The sequence below is a fragment of the Acinetobacter sp. YH12105 genome, from assembly GCF_013419095.1.
GTDB lineage: Bacteria > Pseudomonadota > Gammaproteobacteria > Pseudomonadales > Moraxellaceae > Acinetobacter > Acinetobacter pseudolwoffii.
In genome coordinates, this window is sequence record NZ_VPAU01000040.1 from 1 (window position 1) to 3,380 (window position 3,380).

General features: G+C 37.5%; 1 rRNA gene, 2 pseudogenes and 1 other annotated feature. Of the genes and pseudogenes, 2 read left to right on the forward strand and 1 reads right to left on the reverse strand.

From position 1 onward, the window contains the following. Window positions 1-110: ribosomal RNA gene (rrf, locus tag FTU44_RS14905) — 5S ribosomal RNA — on the forward strand; the annotation flags it as partial. 944 nt (window positions 111-1,054) lie between these two features. On the opposite strand, the pseudogene FTU44_RS14915 reads toward rrf, so the two are convergent. Beyond that, a pseudogene (locus FTU44_RS14915) lies at window positions 1,055-1,475 on the reverse strand (roadblock/LC7 domain-containing protein). Between the two features lie 505 nt (window positions 1,476-1,980). Between FTU44_RS14915 and FTU44_RS14925 the strand changes: the two are divergent. After that, window positions 1,981-3,200 (forward strand): annotated as a pseudogene (locus tag FTU44_RS14925) (IS3 family transposase). Further along, window positions 2,256-2,372 (forward strand) — a sequence feature (AL1L pseudoknot). Its footprint overlaps the pseudogene before it by 117 nt. Window positions 3,201-3,380: the final 180 nt, after the last annotated feature.

Here is a 3,380-nt window from a genome sequence, read left to right on the forward strand (position 1 = left end):
CGACAATAGCAAGAGTGAACCACCTGATCCCTTCCCGAACTCAGAAGTGAAACCTCTTTGCGCTGATGGTAGTGTGGGGTTACCCATGTGAGAGTAAGTCATCGCCAGCTCATTATTCAAAACACCCCCAACTTAACAGTTGGGGGTGTTTTTTTGTGTGCATTGAAAATAATTAAGTTATTATTTAAATCTCAAGCTTTTCAAAAAATGATTGAGATATGCTCAAGTTTAGCTATTAAGATAGTTAGAATAGGACTAAGTGCTAGGTCTTTATTTAATAAATCCTGTGATAGCTTTCTTAGGTGTTACTGGCATGATTTAGATATTAGAATAGAAATTGTTAGAGTAATTGATAAAGATAACCAATTATTTGCTGAGAGCAGTTAGGTATCGTTCAGATATTCATTAGCGAGTGAGTCTTTTCATAACATTTGGTGATTTCAGCGTCGTGGATATTCGTTTTAGTCGTTGGCCTAAAGCAGGTGTGTGGCAGAGAGTCTTTGAAGTGCTGTCACATGACAGTGACAATGAATAGCCATGTTCGACTCCACCATTGTGCTCATCAACACAGCGCTGGGGAAGAAATCAGGCGATCGGACGGAGGAAAGATAACTTAAGCACCAAAATGCGTGCTCATAATGATGTCTTAGGCAATCCAATAAAATTTTATCTTACTGTTGCTGGGCAAGTTCATGATTTAAATGTTGTTAATATATTGCTGGACTTATTATTCAGTCAAACTTAGCCCATAGATAAAGCCTAAAAGTCTAAAGATCGAATAATTGTTCCAATCCATAAAATTAATGCTTAAGGCGTGATACCCTCTAAAAATAACGCTATGAGTCAAGGTCATTATACCCATATCTTTATAAAGCACGATATTTGATCGGGAACTTTTTTTGCCAAGCTCAAGCAGTATCGTATTATTACCATACGTTATGATAAATTAGTTCAAAACTTTTTGTCAGCAATTTATCTTGCCTCAACAATAATTTAGCTTAATTGATGACAGATCATAGTTTCATAAATATAAATAGGATATAGCATTTAAAACCTAAATTTTAATTTTATATGCTGCAATATCAGTGCTAGCTTTTTTGGTTGCGTACAGTAGCTGACCCAGTAAAACTTCTTTGGAAGAAAGAATGACTATAAGCATTGGAAAACTAGGATGTTGAATAGATGCCATAACAGCCTTACCATTATCTGCATCTAGGGTTATGCTCTGGCATCCTGTAAAATTAATTTCATTCATAAATGCATGAATCATAGCCAGTTGAACTACTTACAGCCGCAAGTTTTCCATGATTTTCAACATCCTTTTTATGCACTGACGCAAGTTCAAAACCATCTGAAGAGCAGAGCATAACTAAATTGATTTCGGAAACATCCCTAAGAATAGCTTGTATATATTTTTGTGCAAACTGAATTAAATCCTGAGGTGCGGTACGTTTAGATAGTTCATGTAGTGACATATTAATTTAACTCGAAAAGAACTTCAGCTTGTGTGATTAATGCATCAACTAAAAGGAGAATATCTTCTTTATCGCGAGCATCAATTAAAAATAAAGGGTAATTTATATCTTGTTGGTCTAGCCATTCATGATAGATCGATGAGTTATATTGAGCTTTGCTATCTAAATGAGTAATGCCAATTATAATATTTGAAAGCTTGGCTTTATAATAAGTTAAATATTCATTTAGTTGTTCAATGGGGTTTTCTGTAGTGTGATCAATGAGTAGAATTACACCTAGAGCGCCTTCCGTAATAATATCCCAAATAAAGTCAAAGCGTTCTTGTCCTGGTGTGCCATATAAGCCAACAATATTTCCATCTTCTAAAATGAGTTCACCATAGTCGATCCCTACAGTTGTTTGTGCTTTTTTATGTGCATTTAAATCGGTATTAATGGCTTCCGTACGGCTTTGTTGAACCGTACCGGGTTTGTCGGAGAGTCAATATTCTGAGAGACTATCCCGATGACAAAATTAAAATATACCCCTGAAATCAGAGAAAGAGCGGTTCAATTATTGATTGAATCCGAGAAAGATTATCCATCGAATTGGGCTGCAATCACAGCAATTGCTCCTAAAATTGGCTGTACTCCTGAAACACTACGTGTTTGGTATCAAAAATACTTAGATCAACAAAATCCAGTTAAAGCACAGCAGCTTTCAGACCAAGAACGTATCAAACAACTGGAACGCGAAAATAAAGAACTGCAACGTGCTAACGAAATTCTACGTAAAGCAGCGGCTTTTTTCGCCCAGGCGGAGCTCGACCGCCCACACAAATAATGGTGGATTTTATCCTTAACAATAAAGATCGATATGGTGTTGAGGCGATTTGTAGGATTTTACCGATCGCTGCTTCAACCTATTACCGGACTTTAGATCTCACAGTAAATCCAGAACATCGAGCGAAACGAGATTTACATGACTTGCAGCATGCTGAGGAGATTAAGCGAATTTGGAAAGAAAGTTCAGGTCGATACGGTGTGCGTAAGGTCTGGCAACAACTGAAACGTGAAGGCTATGTGATTGCACGTTGTACAGTTGCTCGATTGATACAAAAGCTAGGTATACAAGGTGTTTGGCGTGGTAAGAATAAACAAACCACCCGTAACCGAGATGACCAAAAACGGGCAGATGATTTAGTGAAACGTAATTTTAATGCTGATCATCCAAACCAACTATGGGTGGGTGACTTTACGTATATTCAAACTCATTCAGGCTGGGTATATACCGCATTTGTTATTGACGTGTTCTCACGAGCAATTGTTGGATAGAAAGTATCTACACGGATGAATACAGATATGGTGCTCGATGCATTGGAGCAAGCATTGCACGATCGAGGTATGCCTAAGAATGTGATTCATCATTCAGATAGAGGTGTTCAATATCTTTCTATTCGCTATACCAATCGTTTAGAAGCAGCAAATTTACGAGCATCAGTCGGTACGACAGGTGATTCATACGATAATGCTTTGGCTGAAACGGTGAATGGCTTATACAAAACAGAAGTGATTGAATATTTAAAAGCAGATTGGCAAGGTTTAGCGGATGTACAACTTGCGACATTAAATTGGGTAGATTGGTTCAACAAAAAGCGTGTACACAGTGCACTGGGTTATGTATCGCCTTTTGAGTTTGAAGCAATGTACTATGATAAGATTAATCCGTTAGGTCAGGTGGCCTAACTTAAATAAAAAAGTCTCCGACAAACCCGGTACGGTTCATGTTGCATAAAGCTAGCATGGAAGGCTTATTCAGCAATATAATTTCCAAATGAATAAGCCTGCTTCTAAAATCTACCGTACAACCAATTGGTCATCCTATAACCGAGCTTTAATCAACCGAGGTAATATTTCCATTTGGTT